We start from the raw sequence: 16,613 nt of genomic DNA, 5'->3' as shown, positions 1-16,613 counted from the left end.
CCGTTGCTATTTTAGCGGGGTATTTCTGCCGGCTGGTAGCCGCGGCCCAGGCGTACGAAGAGCATCGCGGTAGCGGCCAGGCCGCATAGCGCGGCGCACATCAGCCACCAGCCCGGCGAGCTTTTGTCGCCCGTTATCTCGACCAGCGCGGTGGAAATGGCTGGCGTCAGGCCGCCGAAGATCGCGGTGGCGAGGCTAAAGGCCAGTGAAAAGCCCACGGTGCGGACGTAGACCGGCATCACTTCCGTCAGGGCGGCCACCATCGCGCCGTTATACATCCCAAAGAAGAACGAGAACCAGAGCAGGACCAGCGTCATGCGGGTGAAATCCGGCGCGGCGGTGAGCCAGTGCATGACCGGCCAGGTAGTGAGCAGCGCCAGCAGGGTTATGCCCATCAGCACCGGCCGACGGCCTATTCTGTCAGAAATTGTCCCGCCAATCGGTAACCAGATAAAGTTAGAGATGCCGACCAGCATGGTCACCAGCAGACTGTCGCGGGCGCTCAGATGCAGAACGGCTCTACCGTAGGTCGGCGTATAGACGGTAATAAAATAAAAGGTGGTGGTGGTCATCGCCACCAGCAAGGTCCCCGCCGTGATGATGCGCCAGTTTTTGGCAATCGTGCTCAGGATCTCCCGCGTGTCAGGGCGATGCTTGCGCTGCAGGAAGGCTTCGGTTTCCTGCAACGAACGCCGCAGCACAAAAATCAGCGGAATAATCATACAGCCAATAAAGAAGGGAATACGCCAGCCCCATTCGGCAATCTCATCGTGGCCGAGCGTTTCATTCAGCGCGTAGCCAATCAGCGCCGCGACGACGATAGCCACCTGCTGGCTGGCGGATTGCCAGCTGGTATAGAACCCTTTTTTCCCCGGCGTGGCGATTTCCGACAGATAGACCGACACGCCGCCGAGCTCGACGCCCGCCGAGAATCCCTGCAGCAGGCGACCCACTAATACCAGAACGGGGGCGAGAACGCCGATGGTTTGATAGCCGGGAACCAGCGCTATCAGCAGCGTCCCGCAGCCCATAATCGCCAGCGTCACCATCAGCCCTTTACGCCGCCCGATTCTGTCAATATAGGCCCCCAGCACTATCGCGCCGATGGGGCGCATCAGAAAGCCCGAACCAAACACGGCGAAGGTCAGCATTAACGCCGCAAACTCGCTCTCCGCCGGAAAGAACGTTCTGGCGATATAGGTGGCGTAAAAGCCAAACAGAAAAAAGTCGAATTGTTCGAGAAAATTACCGCTGGTCACGCGGAGAATGGCGCCAAAGGTACCGGCGCGCGATGAGGGTTGCGTCATAGGGGTTGCTCTCCATTGTCTTTATCTTGTTTTTATAGAGGTAAGAGGAGCGGACTAGTCGCCTGCGACTGCCGCCTGTTTTCCGCGTCGTTTCTCAATCGCCCACTTGAGTAACGCCGCACAGCGATAAAATCCGTGGGCGAATTTTCCGTATGGCAGGGTCAAAAACAGCGCCATGACCACGCCGAGGTGAATGGCAAGCAGAATGCCCATCCACGAGGTGTCTCGTCCCGCCAGCAGGGCGAGGCCGGTGAAGCTGGTCAGCAGCAGCAGCAGAATAAAGCCGCGATCCATCGGTTTTTGCCGCGGGTCGCCGTGCAGCGGCGAGCGGCGCAGGTTCAGCCATAGCAAACCCGCCGGGCCCACCAGCAGGCCGATGCCGCCGAGCGTGCCCAGCACAACCGGTACGCTGAAGAACGGGTAGGGGGCCTCCCAGCCGGCGATATAGTGATACCCCGTGGCCACCACGGTGGCGGCGAAACAGAGCAGAAACCCGTAGAAGGTAAAGTGATGGAAACGGCGGCGCAGCAGGGTAAACGCGTCATCGGCCTCGTTGCAGCCCTTACCGTGCCCGCCGTCGAGATACTTCAGCGTGAGCGCATTATGCGAGGCTTTAGCGATGTCGATGGCCTGAGGCTGACCCGGCGAGATCTCGCGCCAGAAGCGGATCACCCCGGCCATCAGTAACCCCATGGCCAGTATGAAGACCGTGCCAAACATCCACGCCAGCAGGTTATGGGGAAAAATCTGGTAGAAATCGCCGGCCAGCGGCGGATGAAGCAGGGAGCCTTTGAGCCCCATCGCCAGCAGCAGAAAGAGGATCAGCCCGCCGACCAGCGCCAGTACCGTGGTTACGCCGGCCCGACGATACAGGCTGCCGAAAGCCGAGGGCTGAGCATAGTGTTGATAGGTCTCCAGGCGCACTTCCGCCATCGCCTTCGGGACATTAATGGCAAACTCGTGCGGCGGCGCGTACTGGCAGGCATGCAGGCAGGCGCTGCAGTTATGGCACAGGTTGGCCAGGTAGTTTATATCCGCTTTGCCAAAAGCCAGACGCTGGGTCATGGCCGGAAACACGGCGCAAAACCCTTCGCAATAGCGGCAGGCGTTACAGACCTGCATCACCCGTTCAACTTCCGCTTCCGACTCGGTGATGATTTGCGCGTCAATGATCAGCTTTTCAAGCGATTTCATGGTGTGTCTCCTGCTGCGCCGCGCGGGCGGCCTGCTGGCCGGCAATGCGGCCGAATGTCGTACCGATGGACATGCCCACGCCGGCGGTATACCCCTTGCCCAGCACGTTGCCGGCCATCATTTCGCCGGCGACGAACAGGTTGCGGCTCGGCTTGCCCGCAAAATGGACGGCGGCGCGTTCATTAACGTACAGCCCAAGGTAGGTAAAGGTGATCCCCGGCCGTAGGGCATAGCCGTAGTAGGGCGGGGTATCGATGGGCCGCGCCCAGTGGGTTTTCGGCGGCGTCAGGCCGGATGTCGCGCAGTTATCAAGGCGGGTATGATCGAACTGGCCCGGCGTACAGGCGGCATTGTAGCGGGCGATGGTTTGCGCCAGGTGTTCCGCGTCCAGCCCCAGCTGGCGAGCCAGCTCTTCAATGGTATTGGCCTGGGCGCCGGGGAAAACGGGCGGCATAAAGTGGCCGATCGCGTTGCTGTCGATGATCGAGTAGCCGATTTGCCCCGGCTGGTGGGCGACCAGCCTGCCCCAGATGGCATAGCGTTTGGGCCAGAAATCTTCCCCTTCATCATAAAAGCGCCCGGCGTCGCGGTTGACGACCACCCCCAGCGACACGCAGTCCACGCGCGTGCAGATCCCGCCATCGTAGAGCGGCGCCCTGGCGTCAATGGCGACGCAGTGGGATTGCGAGGGGTCGCCAATAATGTCAGCCCCGGCGTCAATCATAAACTTGAGCAGCACGCCCTGATTGAAGCGGGTGCCGCGGATGAGAAAGTTATCGGCTGGCCATTCACCGCGCTCATTCTGTCCCCATGCTTCACGCAGCCACTCGCGGTTAGATTCAAATCCGCCGGCGGCGAGGACGCAGGTTTTGGCGACGATCCTCTCTTCGCCCGCCAGCGCGGCGATGAATTCGCCGTTATCTAATTCGAGCGCCTGTACCGGCGTGTTGTAGCGGATCTTTACGCCCATCTGCTCCGCGCTGCGGTAATAGGCATTTATAAGAGCCTTGCCGCCGCCCATAAAAAAGGCGTTGGTGCGGGCCACGTGCAGGGCGCCGGAGAGCGGCGGCTGAAAGTTAACCCCGTGCTGGCGCATCCAGTCCCGGCACTGCGATGAGGTGCGGATCACCAGGCGCGCCAGCGCTTCGTTGGTGTTGCCCTCGGTGACGCGCAGCAGGTCCTGCCAGTACTCTTCTTCCGGATAGCTGTCGACCAAAACATCCTGCGGAGCATCGTGCATACAGCGAAGATTCCGCGTGTGCTGAGAGTTGCCGCCTCGCCATTCCCGCGGCGCGGCCTCCAGCAGCAGCACGGACGCGCCAGCTTCCCGGGCGGTTAAGGCGGCGCATAGCGCGGCATTGCCGCCGCCAATGACCAGTACATCCACCATTTATGGCTCCATTACGCTTTGCTTGATTGTTAAATTTGTAATGGAAATGTATGCGTTACGGCCGGCTGGACGCTATGGCGTATTGCTAAAGGGGGGTTTAGTTTGCGTAAAGGCTGGCGCCGGGCCAGCGACCCGACTCAACCAGCTGACGCATGACTTTCGCCAGTATTACGCGGGCCGCAAGGCCTGCCGGAGTCAGTTCATCATCGGAAAGGCTGACGAGAAAATTAGGTCGACTAAGTATCGGATTGTCGACGCCGATCACTCTCAGGGACTCGCTGTCGAGATGGGAAATTGCCGCCCCCGGCTGCAAAGTGGCGCCGAGCCCGTCGCGGACGGCGCGCATCAGCAGGGCCAGGCCGTCGATTTCAGCTACCACATCGACGCTCAGGGCATGCTCCTGGCAGATCGCCTCCAGCCTGCCGCGCAGTCCATGCCCCAGGCTTGGCATTATCAGCGGGATAGCGGCCAGCTGGCCAGGCGAGATGCTCGCTTCGTGAAGGGGAGAGAGCACGTCATGGGTGCCAATCAGAAACAGACGCTCTTCGAGAATAGGCCTGGCGCTCCAGCGCAGGAGCTTCTCCTTCTGGAACACGATAGCCAGGTCAAGCTGGCGGGTGTTGATCATGCGTTCCAGGTTACCGGAGAGGCTCTCGACTAAATGCAGGCGGACGTCGGCATAGCTTTCGCGCATCGCGTGAATAAAAGGCACCCCGAGGACGGAGGCGGTGCTGGGGGCCATACCGACGCTGACGTGGCCGGAAAGGCGCGCCTCGCGCGCGGCGAGAACCGCATCATCGGCGTGACGCAGCGCGAGCTGCGCCTGGGAGTAGAAGGCGAGGCCGGCGCTGGTCGGCATTACGCCGCGAGACGTCCGCTGCAGCAGGCGAATGGCGAGTTCGTTCTCCAGACGCGCCATCTGTTGGCTAAGCGCGGAGACGCCGATATCCAGGTCAAGCGCGGCGCGGCCCATACTGCCGGTTTCAATAATGCGCACAAAATAGCGTAGCTGGCGAAGCTCCATGTCGACTCTCCGTACACGTCAGGATGCACTGACAGTAAACGTATTGCAGCGCGAGAGAAAGAGGCGGCAGATTCCGGGCAAAAAAAAGCCAACCTTCAGGTTGGCTTTTGGCGGTATACGATGCGGTGATTATTTCTCTGCCGCGTCGTGGGCATGTTCATCTTCGCGGCAGTCGCCTTCTGCGCAGTGGCCGTACAGGTACAGGCTGTGGTTAGTCAGGCGAATACCGTGCCTTGCGGCAATTTCACGCTGGCGCGCTTCGATGGAATCATCGCTAAATTCGATCACTTTGCCGCAGTCGAGGCAAATCAGGTGATCGTGATGATGCTGCTGCGTCAGTTCAAAAACGGATTTACCGCCTTCGAAATTATGACGGGTGACGATGCCGGCGTCGTCGAACTGGTTCAGTACGCGGTAGACGGTAGCCAGGCCAATCTCTTCACCCATATCAATCAGGCGTTTGTATAAGTCTTCCGCACTGACATGATGGTTATCCGGTCCTTGCAGCACTTCCAGGATTTTTAATCTCGGAAGCGTCACTTTCAGGCCAGCTTTCTTTAATGCGGTATTGTTGTCAGTCATGCGGAATCTGTCCTGTTGCTAAACGATCTACTTCCATCAGCGGAAGTAATACAGAGAATCACCCGATGTAATGCGTCTCATTATAGAACTGCCATGGTGAAATGAAAACTGCAAGCATCGGGCCTTGTATGCTGTCAAAAACGAGGCACTCGCTACAAAGTGCTTCACGCGACCCCGTTAAATCAGAGGACATTGTACAGATATGTGATTAAAAGTTAAAAACTTGTAGCTATAACTTTGATTGCTTTTATCTATCAATTCGGCGAAACCTGAGGATTACGCCGTTCAGACTCAGGCATTCTTGATTTCTTCGAGGTGCAGCTCTTCAGAAATCTGTTTTACCCATTTTTCCACGCGTTCGTTAGTCAGCTCAGGCTGACGGTCTTCGTCAATGGCCAGGCCAACAAAGTGATCGTCATCGGCCAGGCCTTTAGAGGCTTCAAAATGGTAGCCGGCGGTCGGCCAATGGCCAACGATAGTTGCGCCGCGCGGTTCGATGATATCGCGGATAGTCCCCAGCGCATCACAGAAGTATTCAGCATAGTCCTCCTGATCGCCACAGCCAAACAGAGCCACCAGTTTGCCATTGAAATCGATCTCTTCCAGCGTCGGGAAAAAATCGTCCCAGTCGCACTGGGCTTCGCCGTAGTACCAGGTGGGAATGCCGAGCAGCAGGATATCGTGAGCTTCCAGATCCTCTTTGCTGCTTTTGGCAATGTCGTGAACATCAGCAACGTCTTTACCAAGCTGCTTTTGGATCATTTTTGCAATATTTTCGGTGTTGCCGGTGTCGCTGCCAAAAAAGATGCCGATGATTGCCATGAGTAAAATAACCTCTTGAAACTTAATGATGTGGTAGTGGCGTAATGCCCGCAGATAGGGGCAATGATAGCAGAACTGAGAAGGGCGCGGAAACAGCAATCACGCCCAACTGCACACTCTGCTACACGAAAGCTTATTTTTTGAGGGTTTTAGGCTTTATCCTGGCCGCGCAGGGCTGCCAGCTGGTTCATCAGCATCTCTTCGATGAGATCGCTGCGGTTCATGTTACGGGCTTCGGCCAGCTCATTAAGCGCATCGACAGCATCGGCATTGAGCTTTAGCTCCACGCGCTTCAGACCGCGACTCTTATCGCGTTTAAGCTGATTGCGTTTGTTGATGCGCAGCTGTTCATCGCGCGAAAGCGGATTCGTTTTCGGTCTACCCGGCCGACGCTCAGTTGCGAACAAATCTAATGTCGTACGGTCCGTTTGTTCTTTTGCCATGATTCAGAGTGACTTCGGGGGAAACAAGCTATCGGGCATAGCCGACGCAGACAGCGCGCCATAATACATCAGGCGACGGGCTGCGCCAACGGCCGCGGGCATTAAGCCGCGCGGTCGAGTATATTTTAGGCAGTTACGCGGCGATAGAGGTCAAATAACGACGGATCGCGCGGATAACGGCCTCCGGTTTTTCTGCATGCACCCAGTGCCCGGCGCCGGCGATAACGTGCGCGCGCGCCTGGGGAAACTGAGCTAATAAAGTCTCGCGGTAGGCATCGGTGACGTAGGGGGAGTTGCCGCCCGGGATAAACAGCGCCGGATGCGGCCAGGGCGGAACGGTTTGCCAGCCGACGATATTATCGTACTGCTCCCACAGCACCGGTACGTTAAACCGCCACTGGCCGTCCACGAAAGATTTTAACAGAAACTGAATCACGCCCTCTTCGTTAAGGTGCTGGCGCATGACCGTCGCCGCCTGCTGACGCGTAGCGGCCCCCGCGTCGGTGACGGCATTGATGGCGGCGAAGATTTCATCATGGCGGCGGACGTGATAATCCACCGGGGCGATATCAATGGCGACCAGGCCCGCGATGCGCTCCGGGGCCAGCGCGCTCAGCGCCATCACCGCTTTACCGCCCATTGAGTGACCAATAAAGGTGGCTTTCTCAATCTGTGATTCATTGAGAATATCAAGCAGATCCTGGGCCATCGCGGGATAGGTCATGTCAGGCGAGCGTGGCGAAAGGCCGTGGTTTCGCATGTCGACCTGGATAATATCGCGATCGAGAACCAGATCGCGGGCGAGGATCCCAAGATTATCCAGGCTGCCAAAAAGGCCGTGGACCAGGACGATAGGGGGATTATTGTGCGGATTCTGTGCAGATTGCGCTCGGCTATTTAATTTCATGGCAAAGTTCTTTTTTTCGCTCCGTCGGGTTAGGGTATTATGTTGGACATTCTGCCATCCGGCTGCAAGACCCGGAAGATATCCGAGTTTTACCGCCATCCTGGTTTGACGCTATCCGCGGTTGGGATTTGTCCCTATAATCCCGACAACTTGTATTCAGAAAAAGATATCGCACTGGATTAAGATGAAAACAATTGAAGTTGATGATGAACTCTATAGCTATATTGCCAGCCACACCAAGCATATTGGCGAGAGCGCATCCGACATTTTACGGCGCATGTTGAAGTTTTCCGCCGTTTCCCAGCCTGTCGCACCGGTAGCGAAAGCCGCTCCGGCCCCTGCGCCAACGACTGTCGTTGAAGTGAAACCCGCCAATCCTCTGAAAGATAAAGTTCGCGCTATGCGTGAGCTGCTGTTATCTGATGAGTACGCTGAACAAAAGCGCGCGGTAAACCGTTTCATGCTGGTTCTGACCACCCTCTACGCCTTAGACAGCAAAGCGTTTGCCGAGGCGACCGAGTCCCTGCACGGGCGCACCCGCGTTTATTTCGCTGAGGATGAACGCACGCTGCAGAAAAACGGTAATCAGACGAAACCTAAGCAGGTACCGGGAACGCCGTGGTGGGTCATTACAAATACCAATACCGGTCGCAAATGCAGCATGATCGAACATATCATGCAGTCAATGCAGTTCCCTGCGGAATTGATCGAAAAGGTTTGCGGTACGATCTAGTTAGTTAACTTTGCACCAGAAGGATCAGGCAATGGCAATCGATAAGCGCGCGGGTCAACCTGCGCAACAGAGTGATTTGATTAACGTCGCCCAACTGACTGCCCAGTACTATGTGCTGAAGCCGGAAGTTGGCAACGCGGAACATGCAGTGAAGTTTGGCACCTCCGGTCACCGCGGCAGCGCGGCGCGCCACAACTTCAACGAGCAGCATATTCTGGCGATTGCTCAGGCAATTGCTGAAGATCGCGCGAAGAACGGGATCACCGGCCCATGCTATGTTGGTAAGGACACACACGCACTCTCCGAACCGGCTTTCATTTCCGTACTGGAAGTGCTGGCGGCGAACGGCGTTGACGTCATCGTTCAGGAAAACAACGGCTTCACCCCGACGCCGGCGATTTCCAATGCGATTCTGGTGCACAACAAGAAGGGCGGCCCGCTGGCTGACGGTATTGTTATCACGCCGTCCCACAACCCGCCGGAAGACGGTGGTATCAAGTACAACCCGCCTAACGGCGGCCCGGCGGATACCAACGTGACTAAGGTGGTAGAGAATCGCGCCAACGAACTGCTGGCTGCCGGTCTGCAGGGCGTGAAGCGTATTTCTCTTGATGCGGCGCTGGCCTCCGGCCACGTCACAGAGCAGGATCTGGTGCAGCCGTTTATTGAAGGGCTGGCGGATATCGTCGATATGGCGGCGATCCAGAAAGCCGGACTGACGCTGGGCGTCGATCCGCTGGGCGGCTCCGGTATCGAATACTGGAAGCGTATCGCTGAGCATTACAATCTCAACCTGACCATCGTTAACGACCACGTCGATCAGACCTTCCGCTTTATGCACCTCGATAAAGACGGCGCAATCCGCATGGACTGCTCCTCCGAGTGCGCGATGGCGGGCCTGCTGGCGCTGCGCGACAAGTTTGACCTGGCCTTCGCCAATGACCCGGATTACGACCGTCACGGTATCGTCACGCCGGCCGGGTTAATGAACCCGAACCACTACCTGGCGGTGGCGATTAACTACCTGTTCCAGCATCGCCCGCAGTGGGGCAAAGATGTGGCTGTCGGTAAAACCCTGGTCTCCTCGGCGATGATTGACCGCGTAGTCAACGATCTGGGGCGCAAACTGGTGGAAGTACCGGTTGGCTTTAAGTGGTTCGTTGACGGCCTGTTTGACGGCAGCTTCGGCTTCGGCGGCGAAGAGAGCGCGGGGGCGTCGTTCCTGCGCTTTGACGGCACGCCGTGGTCGACCGACAAAGACGGCATCATCATGTGCCTGCTGGCGGCGGAAATCACCGCAGTCACCGGCAAAAACCCGCAGCAGCACTACGACGAGCTGGCAGAGCGCTTTGGTGCGCCAAGCTACAACCGTCTGCAGGCTTCCGCGACGTCTGCCCAGAAAGCGGCGCTGTCTAAGCTCTCCCCGGAAATGGTGAGCGCCAGCACCCTGGCAGGCGATCCGATTACCGCGCGTCTGACCGCGGCGCCGGGCAACGGGGCGGCGATTGGCGGTCTGAAGGTGATGACCGACAACGGCTGGTTCGCCGCGCGTCCGTCAGGTACCGAAGATGCCTATAAAATCTACTGCGAAAGCTTCCTCGGCGCTGAACATCGTCAGCAGATTGAGAAAGAAGCGGTAGAGATTGTCAGCGAAGTGTTGAAAAACGCGTAATTGACCGCACGATAAACAGGCCCTTTTCAGGGCCTGTTTTTTTCGCAGGGATAGCGATGAATCGGGAACGAAAAAACGTTTTTTGGTTTTGGGGTGGGATGGATCTCTTTTATCTCTTGCAGTTTATTGGCTGGAACATCTACCACCGGCGAGTACCGCTTTACGACGATATCCTCTCATTTTTACCGCTGCTGCAAACCTGGGGCTCCGCGGCCGCCTGGCTGTTTACCCTTCATTTTATTCTGACTATCAGCATTCCCGCATCGATGATTCTCTTCTGGCGCCAGAGCCGCTATGCGCCGTGGCTGGCCTATGCGCAGACGCCGCTGCGTCTGGCCTTTATGCTCCCGTCGCTTTCGCTGGTGGTCTGGCTGGCGCAGGCGGTGGCGTTGAAAAGCGCGGCCTTCTTTATTGCTCTGCTGCTGGTCTCAGAGGCGGCAAAAGTCGTGACACTATGGCGATGCCGCAAGGTTTGACGTTATGTGTTATCCAGACGGCACAGGCCTGGCGGATATTACGCTGACTGAATCGGGCATAAACGGGTATTATTGCTTTGACCGGGTTTGCCCGTTTTAGCGAATATACGGCTAAAGCAAACGAACAATTACGGCTAATTCTGCGATTTTAATCACAAATTTATTTCATCCAAAATGAAAGTTGCCTGATATATATGATCAACTTCAAACTAAAAAAAGCTAAAAACTTGTTTTGATTTTGTATGATTTATGTCACTTACTGATATGGACGATTTTGTTATATTTATGTCATTAAATCCTGAATGCTTTCTTGAGAACGTCTATGTTACAAGTTAAACGTCATTCATTAATTGTGGAATATGTCGTAGAAAAAGGATGCGCCAGAGTTAATGAGCTCTCACAGATATTCGGTGTATCTCCAGAAACCATTCGCCGGGATTTAACCGCGCTGGCGAGAAATAAAAAAATAGTTCGCAGCTTTGGCGGTGCAATGATTTCTGAAAATAACGCATCATTTTTAGCTGCCGATACGCCGACAAATCACGGGAACTTTGTGGATAAAGCCGAGGCCTTTATTAAGCGCACCAAAGAGCAGCCGGAACGTAAGATGCGTATTGCTAAAGGCGCGCTGCAGTTTATTCATGAGCATGAGTGCATTATCATGGATAATAGCAGCTCCTGCTGGTTTTTAGCGCGCCAGCTGCCTGACATCGAGCTGACCGTGATTACCAATTCTTTGAATATTATTCAAACCTTAGCCTGTCGTAAGAAAATAAGAATAGTCAGCGTTGGGGGGGAATATTCTGAGCGCCACGGTGATTTTCACGGTCCGGTCGCCGAGTTCATTATCAACAACTTTAAGGTCAATAAGCTGTTTTTTTCTTGCCAGGGTCTCGACGCCGGGCTGGAAATAAAAGACAGCAATGAAGTCAACGTCCGGCTGAAGCAGGAGATGCTGAAAGTTGCCGATCAAAAAATCCTGATGGTCGATAGCAGTAAGTTTGAACGCTATTCACTCTATAAAATATGCGATCTGGCGGATATTGATGTGTTGATCACTAACGAATTACCAGCTGATACCTATCGCCAGCACCAGGTACATATTGTCGAGACTAAATAGCCGCTCTGCCAGATATTCTACCGGCATTATTATTGAATAGCCCTTGTGCCCGATGGAGGGGTATTGCGCCAGCAATACCATCCCTCTTCATTATTTATCCGAAAAAGAGGTTTACGATGGAACAATTACCTGAAGATATGAAAGCGGTTGTCTGCCATGGTCCCCAGGATTATCGCTTTGAGAAAATTCCCCGCCCGGTCGCCAAAGAAAAGGAAGTGGTCATTAAGGTTGACGGGTGTGGAATCTGCGCCGGCGACTGCAAGGCCCAGGACGGCGCGCCGATGTTCTGGGGCGATAATCCGTGGGTGAAAACGCCGGTGGTGCCCGGCCATGAGTTTTACGGTCGGGTTGCCGAATTAGGCCCGGGCTCCGCTGAAAAATATCAATTAAAAATTGGCGATCGCATCCTGGCTGAACAGATTGTCCCCTGCCATGAGTGCCGTTTCTGTAAAACCGGCAAATACTGGATGTGCGAAACCCATGATATTTACGGTTTCCAGAAGGATGTCGCCGATGGCGGTATGGCTGAATATATGCGTTTTTCCGAACGGGCGATTATTCACAAAATTCCTGAATCATTAAGTGAAGAAGATGCCGCGCTGATCGAACCTATGGCCTGCGCAATCCACACGGTACGCCGCGGTGATATCGAACTGGATGATGTGGTTGTTATCGCCGGCGCCGGGCCGCTGGGGCTGTGTATGGTGCAGGTCGCTCATCTGAAAACGCCGAAGAAACTGGTGGTCATCGACACGATGGACGACCGCCTGGCGCTGGCGAAAGCGTTTGGCGCCGACGTGGTCATCAATGCGGCGCAAGAGGACGCCATCGCTATCGTAAAATCCATGACCGATGGTTACGGCTGCGATGTGTATATCGAAGCGACGGGCGCCCCTATCGGCGTGACCCAGGGTCTGGAGATGATTCGTAAGCTGGGACGCTTCGTTGAGTTCAGCGTGTTTGGTAAAGAAACGACCGCCGACTGGTCGATTATTGGCGACCGTAAAGAGCTGGATATCCGCGGCGCGCATCTGGGGCCTTACAGCTATGAAATCGCCATCGATCTCTTTGCGCGCGGTCTGCTGACCGCCAAAGGCGTGGTGACGCATTTCTATTCTATTGATGAGTGGAAAGCCGCTTTTGAGATGGCTAAATCGCTCGATTCGATTAAGGTCGTCATTAAGCCATAAATTTTTTAACTAGTTAAGTTCGTCATTTTTAATTATTACGCAAATGACCGCTGATGGCTGTTCATTAAATACTGGATTTCAATCATGGGGATAACTGAGAACAATATCAGTGGCTTCTGGCTATCTGCCAGCGGCGTATTTATTGCTCAGTATATCAGGCAGCATCCGTACCATGAAAACGCTGATAAATAAATTTTATTTCTCAGCGCATTACTCAATAAGGAGATAGTGAATGCCTGTAAAATTTAAGACTAAAGCAATACTCTCAGGACTTCTTGCGATGAGCATGGTTGCCTGCGTTAATGCCAAACCTTTGACTATCGGTATGTCGTTCCAGGAATTGAATAACGAATATTTCGTCACCATGAAAGAGTCGCTTGAGCAGTCGGCAAAAGATATTAACGCCACCGTCTATACAGCGGATGCGGCGCATGATGTCTCCAAGCAGATTAGCGACGTTGAGGATATGCTGCAAAAGAAAATAGATATTTTGCTGATTAACCCGGCTGATAGCGTCGGTGCGGAAACCGCCGTGCTGGCCGCTAAAAAAGCCGGCGTGGTGGTGGTGGCGATAGATGCTCAGGCTAATGGCCCGATCGATTCTTTTGTCGGCTCAAAAAACTATGATGCGGGCTTTATTGCCGGGGAACACTTAGCCAAAGCGCTAGGTGATAAAGGCAACGTAGCGATTCTCGACGGGATTCCGGTGGTACCTATTCTGGAGCGCGTGCGCGGCTTTGAAGATGCGATGAAAAAGCATCCCAATATTAAAGTGATTACCAAACTGAATGGTAAACAAGAGCGCGATACCTCCATGAGCGTGACGGAAAATATGCTGCAATCCAACCCGACGCTCAACGGTATTTTTAGCGTGAATGATGTTGGCTCACTCGGCGCTCTGGCGGCGATTCAGGCATCAGGGCGCGATGTGAAGCTGGTGAGCGTTGATGGTTCTCCGGAAGCGGTCGCTGAAATTGCTAAAGGTAATACGCCGTTTATTGCCACCGCCGCTCAGTTCCCGCGCGATCAGCTGCGTATTGGTTTAGGCATTGCCCTGGCCAAACATTGGGGGGCGAATATTCCTAAAGAGATCCCTGTTGATGTGAAGCTTATCGATAAAACCAACGCCAAAGATTTCCACTGGTAATCGCATTATTACGCCATAGCGGCTCTCGCTTATTCAGGTGAGCCGTGCCGGATTCTTATTAAAGTATGGCTCGCTATTTTATCGAGCCATTATGGAGCGATGTTTATGCCCAGCTTACTGGAAGTCAAAAACGTCAGTAAAAGCTTCCCCGGGGTCAAGGCGCTGGATAATGTCAATATCACCCTAGGCCGAGGGGAGGTGCATGCTTTATTAGGTGAAAACGGCGCGGGTAAATCGACGTTAATGAAAATCCTTTGCGGGATATATCAACCTGACGCCGGTAATATTTTTATTGACGGTAAGCAGCAGCATTTTCATAACTATCGTGACGCGATTGCCTGCGGCGTAGGGATTATCTTTCAGGAGTTTTCTCTTATTCCCTATCTGAACGCTTATGAGAATATTTTCCTTAATCGCGAAAAGGTAAATCGTTTTGGCCTGCTAGATCGTAAAGCGATGCGCCGCGAGGCGTTACGCATTTTTAAAGATCTTGGCGTGACCCTCGATCCCGATGAGCAAATTTGCCATCTCAGCGTCGCCGAACAGCAGTTTGTGGAAATTGCCAAAGCGCTGTCGCTGGATGCGCGAATTCTCATTCTGGATGAACCCACCGCGACCTTAACCCCGAGCGAGGCGGAGCATCTTTTCCGCGTGATGCGCGATTTAAAGGCCAAAGGCGTCGGGATGTTCTTTATCTCACACCATCTTGAGGAGATATATGAGATCTGCGACAGCCTGAGCATTCTCCGCGACGGCAAATATATCGGGTCGGCAAAGGTCGACAATATCGATATCGCCGAGATGATCCAGATGATGGTCGGCCGTGAGGTGGAGAATATCTATCCCGAGCGGCGGACGCTGGCGCATGATGAGATACTGCTGGAGGCCGAAATTCAGCTTACCGAGAGTAGCCAGCTCAATCGACTGACGCTGCGCAAAGGGGAGATCCTGGGCCTCGCCGGGCTGGTGGGGTCGGGCCGTTCCGAAGCGATCCTGGCCCTGACCGGCGCGGATAAATGCTTCAAAAAGCGCGTCCGCCTGGCCGGAAAAGAGGTGACGATAAAATCCACCGACCGGGCTCTGCGTTTGGGCATTGGTCTGTTGCCGGAAAGCCGCAAAACGCAGGGACTGGTGCTGCCTTTTTCGGTCAAAGATAATATCTGGCTTAACAAACACGCCTGCCAGTTCTCGCTTATCCGCGATAACGAAGAGCGCCTGACCGCCGAGCGTTTAATTAATCACGTTGGCGTGAAAACGCCGGATGCCGGGACCGCGGTGGGGACGTTGAGCGGCGGTAACCAGCAGAAAGTCGTTATTTCCCGTTGGTTAAATCATGATGTCAATATTCTTATTTTTGACGAACCGACTCGCGGTATTGATGTCGGAGCGAAATCAGAAATCTATCAGATTATGCGCGACCTCACCGCCCAGGGTATTTCAATAATTATGATTTCATCTGAGCTACCAGAGGTGATTGGCGTTAGCGACCGGGTAATGGTTTTTCGCGACGGTAATATTGTTGCCGAACTCGAGAACGACCAAATCAATTCCACTGTGATTATGCTGCACGCTGCCGGTAATATTATTTAGGGAGTATTAAATGAGTAATGAAAACGTGTCATTAGCGCCCGCCGCATCTCCTGATAAAAATAAAAAGATGCTCCATGGTTTATTAAAAATGCCCGCGTTCCTGCCGTTTGTTGGTCTGGTACTCCTGTTCTCCTGTATGGCTATTTTTAATGACTACTTTTTAACGGTCGATAACTTATCGACCGTCGCTCGTCAGGTCTCGATTAATGCCATCATTGCCATCGGGATGACCTTTGCCATTCTGACCGGCGGGATCGACCTCTCCGTCGGCGCGGTCATGGCCCTGGCCGGTACCCTGATGGCGGGATTAATGAAGTACTATGGTTTAGATCCGTGGTTAGCCATTCTTATCGGCCTGTGCTCCGGCGTCGCCTTTGGCGCGCTGAACGGCTTTTTAACCGCCTACGGTAAAATGCCGCCGATTATCGTGACCCTCGGGGCAATGATTATTGCGAAGGGGTTGGCGCTGATCTATACCGGCGGCTACCCCATCTCCGGCTTACCGGATTCATTCGCTTTTTGGGGCCGTGAATATCTGTTCGGTATTCAGGTGCCTATTATTCTGATGGTGGTTTTATATCTCATCTTTTATATCGTCCTGAATCATATGCCGTTTGGTCGCTATGTTTATTCCCTCGGTGGCAATGAAGAAGCGGCGCGCCTGAGCGGTCTGCGGGTGAAATATTATAAATTGCTGGTTTACGTGATCAGCGGTTTTACCGCCAGTTTTGCCGGTCTTATTTTCACCTCGCGGGTGATGAGCGGCCAGCCGAATGCCGGCGTCGGATTTGAACTGGATGCCATTGCCGCCGTGGTGCTCGGCGGGGCATCCATTGCCGGCGGCCGCGGAATGATTATCGGCACCCTGATTGGCGCCATGATGCTCGGCGTACTGAATAATGGTTTAAACCTTCTGGGGATCTCACCTTACGTTCAGTACGTGGTGAAAGGGCTTATTATTTGGGGCGCCACCTTTATTAGCTCAGCCAGACGTTAACTTATTTTAAATATGAGGC

General features: G+C 54.4%; 16 protein-coding genes. 8 read left to right on the top strand and 8 right to left on the bottom strand.

Features of this window, described 5'->3' with window-relative positions:
- Nucleotides 1–11: 11 nt before the first annotated feature.
- The 8 genes from tcuC to ybfF form a co-directional block, all read right to left on the bottom strand.
- Nucleotides 12–1,307 (bottom strand): MFS transporter, encoded by a 1,296-nt coding sequence (tcuC, locus tag CDA56_RS17420; protein ID WP_103814118.1) that lies wholly within the window; start codon nt 1,305–1,307, stop codon nt 12–14.
- A 54-nt stretch (nt 1,308–1,361) separates the two neighbouring features.
- Nucleotides 1,362–2,501 (bottom strand): tricarballylate utilization 4Fe-4S protein TcuB, encoded by a 1,140-nt coding sequence (gene tcuB, locus CDA56_RS17415; RefSeq protein WP_103814120.1) that lies wholly within the window; start codon nt 2,499–2,501, stop codon nt 1,362–1,364.
- Nucleotides 2,488–3,891 (bottom strand): FAD-dependent tricarballylate dehydrogenase TcuA, encoded by a 1,404-nt coding sequence (gene tcuA, locus CDA56_RS17410; protein WP_103814122.1) that lies wholly within the window; start codon nt 3,889–3,891, stop codon nt 2,488–2,490. The genes tcuB and tcuA overlap by 14 nt, the downstream gene beginning before the upstream one ends.
- A gap of 97 nt (nt 3,892–3,988) precedes the next feature.
- Nucleotides 3,989–4,915, bottom strand: a complete 927-nt coding sequence (gene tcuR, locus CDA56_RS17405) for a tricarballylate utilization LysR family transcriptional regulator TcuR (RefSeq protein ID WP_103814124.1) — start codon at nt 4,913–4,915, stop codon at nt 3,989–3,991.
- Between the two features lie 129 nt (nt 4,916–5,044).
- A complete protein-coding gene (fur, locus tag CDA56_RS17400) occupies nt 5,045–5,497 on the bottom strand; it encodes a ferric iron uptake transcriptional regulator (RefSeq protein WP_004130476.1) in 453 nt (150 codons plus the stop codon).
- 291 nt (nt 5,498–5,788) lie between these two features.
- A complete protein-coding gene (gene fldA, locus CDA56_RS17395; protein ID WP_004100234.1) occupies nt 5,789–6,319 on the bottom strand; it encodes a flavodoxin FldA in 531 nt (176 codons plus the stop codon).
- 149 nt (nt 6,320–6,468) lie between these two features.
- A complete protein-coding gene (gene ybfE, locus CDA56_RS17390) occupies nt 6,469–6,762 on the bottom strand; it encodes a LexA regulated protein (protein ID WP_004848855.1) in 294 nt (97 codons plus the stop codon).
- 133 nt (nt 6,763–6,895) lie between these two features.
- Nucleotides 6,896–7,669: an esterase gene (gene ybfF, locus CDA56_RS17385; RefSeq protein ID WP_014837821.1), complete on the bottom strand. Its 774-nt coding sequence runs from the start codon at nt 7,667–7,669 to the stop codon at nt 6,896–6,898.
- A 184-nt stretch (nt 7,670–7,853) separates the two neighbouring features.
- Here ybfF and seqA point away from each other — a divergent pair, with 184 nt between their 5' ends.
- The 8 genes from seqA (at nt 7,854) to CDA56_RS17345 (ending at nt 16,594) form a co-directional block, all read left to right on the top strand.
- Nucleotides 7,854–8,402 carry a replication initiation negative regulator SeqA gene (seqA, locus tag CDA56_RS17380; protein ID WP_102803478.1) on the top strand — a complete coding sequence of 183 codons (549 nt, stop codon included), beginning with the start codon at nt 7,854–7,856 and terminating at the stop codon, nt 8,400–8,402.
- Between the two features lie 31 nt (nt 8,403–8,433).
- Nucleotides 8,434–10,074: a phosphoglucomutase (alpha-D-glucose-1,6-bisphosphate-dependent) gene (gene pgm, locus CDA56_RS17375; RefSeq protein WP_014228422.1), complete on the top strand. Its 1,641-nt coding sequence runs from the start codon at nt 8,434–8,436 to the stop codon at nt 10,072–10,074.
- Nucleotides 10,075–10,130: 56 nt separating this feature from the next.
- Entirely contained in the window at nt 10,131–10,550 is a 420-nt protein-coding gene (locus CDA56_RS17370) for a hypothetical protein (RefSeq protein ID WP_048261214.1), read from the top strand.
- A gap of 322 nt (nt 10,551–10,872) precedes the next feature.
- Nucleotides 10,873–11,670, top strand: coding sequence for a DeoR/GlpR family DNA-binding transcription regulator (locus CDA56_RS17365; RefSeq protein WP_004848865.1), 798 nt, complete (start codon nt 10,873–10,875; stop codon nt 11,668–11,670).
- Nucleotides 11,671–11,786: 116 nt separating this feature from the next.
- Entirely contained in the window at nt 11,787–12,860 is a 1,074-nt protein-coding gene (locus CDA56_RS17360) for an erythritol/L-threitol dehydrogenase (RefSeq protein ID WP_004848867.1), read from the top strand.
- 280 nt (nt 12,861–13,140) lie between these two features.
- Entirely contained in the window at nt 13,141–14,007 is an 867-nt protein-coding gene (locus CDA56_RS17355; RefSeq protein ID WP_014228426.1) for an ABC transporter substrate-binding protein, read from the top strand.
- A gap of 105 nt (nt 14,008–14,112) precedes the next feature.
- Entirely contained in the window at nt 14,113–15,597 is a 1,485-nt protein-coding gene (locus tag CDA56_RS17350) for a sugar ABC transporter ATP-binding protein (protein ID WP_004848870.1), read from the top strand.
- Between the two features lie 67 nt (nt 15,598–15,664).
- Nucleotides 15,665–16,594: an ABC transporter permease gene (locus CDA56_RS17345; protein ID WP_046878552.1), complete on the top strand. Its 930-nt coding sequence runs from the start codon at nt 15,665–15,667 to the stop codon at nt 16,592–16,594.
- Nucleotides 16,595–16,613: the final 19 nt, after the last annotated feature.

It is taken from the genome of Klebsiella michiganensis, from assembly GCF_002925905.1.
Classification (GTDB): Bacteria; Pseudomonadota; Gammaproteobacteria; order Enterobacterales; family Enterobacteriaceae; genus Klebsiella; species Klebsiella michiganensis.
Note: the sequence above shows the minus strand (reverse complement) of the source record. Positions and strands in the feature narration are given on the sequence as shown.

Coding starts and splice junctions, on each gene's coding strand:
- tcuC (WP_103814118.1), bottom strand. CDS start 1,307: ATGACGCAACCCTCATCGCGCGCCGGTACCTTTGGCGCCATTCTCCGC.
- tcuB (WP_103814120.1), bottom strand. CDS start 2,501: ATGAAATCGCTTGAAAAGCTGATCATTGACGCGCAAATCATCACCGAG.
- tcuA (WP_103814122.1), bottom strand. CDS start 3,891: ATGGTGGATGTACTGGTCATTGGCGGCGGCAATGCCGCGCTATGCGCC.
- tcuR (WP_103814124.1), bottom strand. CDS start 4,915: ATGGAGCTTCGCCAGCTACGCTATTTTGTGCGCATTATTGAAACCGGC.
- fur (WP_004130476.1), bottom strand. CDS start 5,497: ATGACTGACAACAATACCGCATTAAAGAAAGCTGGCCTGAAAGTGACG.
- fldA (WP_004100234.1), bottom strand. CDS start 6,319: ATGGCAATCATCGGCATCTTTTTTGGCAGCGACACCGGCAACACCGAA.
- ybfE (WP_004848855.1), bottom strand. CDS start 6,762: ATGGCAAAAGAACAAACGGACCGTACGACATTAGATTTGTTCGCAACT.
- ybfF (WP_014837821.1), bottom strand. CDS start 7,669: ATGAAATTAAATAGCCGAGCGCAATCTGCACAGAATCCGCACAATAAT.
- seqA (WP_102803478.1), top strand. CDS start 7,854: ATGAAAACAATTGAAGTTGATGATGAACTCTATAGCTATATTGCCAGC.
- pgm (WP_014228422.1), top strand. CDS start 8,434: ATGGCAATCGATAAGCGCGCGGGTCAACCTGCGCAACAGAGTGATTTG.
- CDA56_RS17370 (WP_048261214.1), top strand. CDS start 10,131: ATGAATCGGGAACGAAAAAACGTTTTTTGGTTTTGGGGTGGGATGGAT.
- CDA56_RS17365 (WP_004848865.1), top strand. CDS start 10,873: ATGTTACAAGTTAAACGTCATTCATTAATTGTGGAATATGTCGTAGAA.
- CDA56_RS17360 (WP_004848867.1), top strand. CDS start 11,787: ATGGAACAATTACCTGAAGATATGAAAGCGGTTGTCTGCCATGGTCCC.
- CDA56_RS17355 (WP_014228426.1), top strand. CDS start 13,141: ATGAGCATGGTTGCCTGCGTTAATGCCAAACCTTTGACTATCGGTATG.
- CDA56_RS17350 (WP_004848870.1), top strand. CDS start 14,113: ATGCCCAGCTTACTGGAAGTCAAAAACGTCAGTAAAAGCTTCCCCGGG.
- CDA56_RS17345 (WP_046878552.1), top strand. CDS start 15,665: ATGCTCCATGGTTTATTAAAAATGCCCGCGTTCCTGCCGTTTGTTGGT.